Genomic DNA, 253 nt, shown 5'->3' on the forward strand with positions numbered 1-253 from the left:
GTAGCCGCAGGCAATGTGTTCACTCATATCGGGGATGGCACCAGTGTTGCGCTGATGCTGGCAAAGGGCAATATCGCCACGAAAGTGGGTAATGGCATGACCCTGGCGGCGATGATTGGCAAAGCCAATATCTTTACCCATGTCGGGGATGGCAATACCTTTGCAGCCCTGATTGGCGGGGCCAATGTGCTGACCAAAGTCGGTAATGACCTGACCGCCGCTTTAATGATAGGGAAAGCCAATATCTATTCGC

1 protein-coding gene is annotated in these 253 nt (G+C 53.0%); it reads left to right on the top strand.

Annotated features, from left to right (window positions below; all coding sequences use genetic code 11):
• Positions 1-253 (top strand): hypothetical protein (locus ACGF5R_RS24890; RefSeq protein WP_387693325.1); only part of this gene is annotated, 253 nt, incomplete at both ends.

Origin of the sequence: Photorhabdus sp. RM71S (genome assembly GCF_042879355.1) — a bacterium.
GTDB classification, from domain to species: domain Bacteria; phylum Pseudomonadota; class Gammaproteobacteria; order Enterobacterales; family Enterobacteriaceae; genus Photorhabdus; species Photorhabdus kayaii.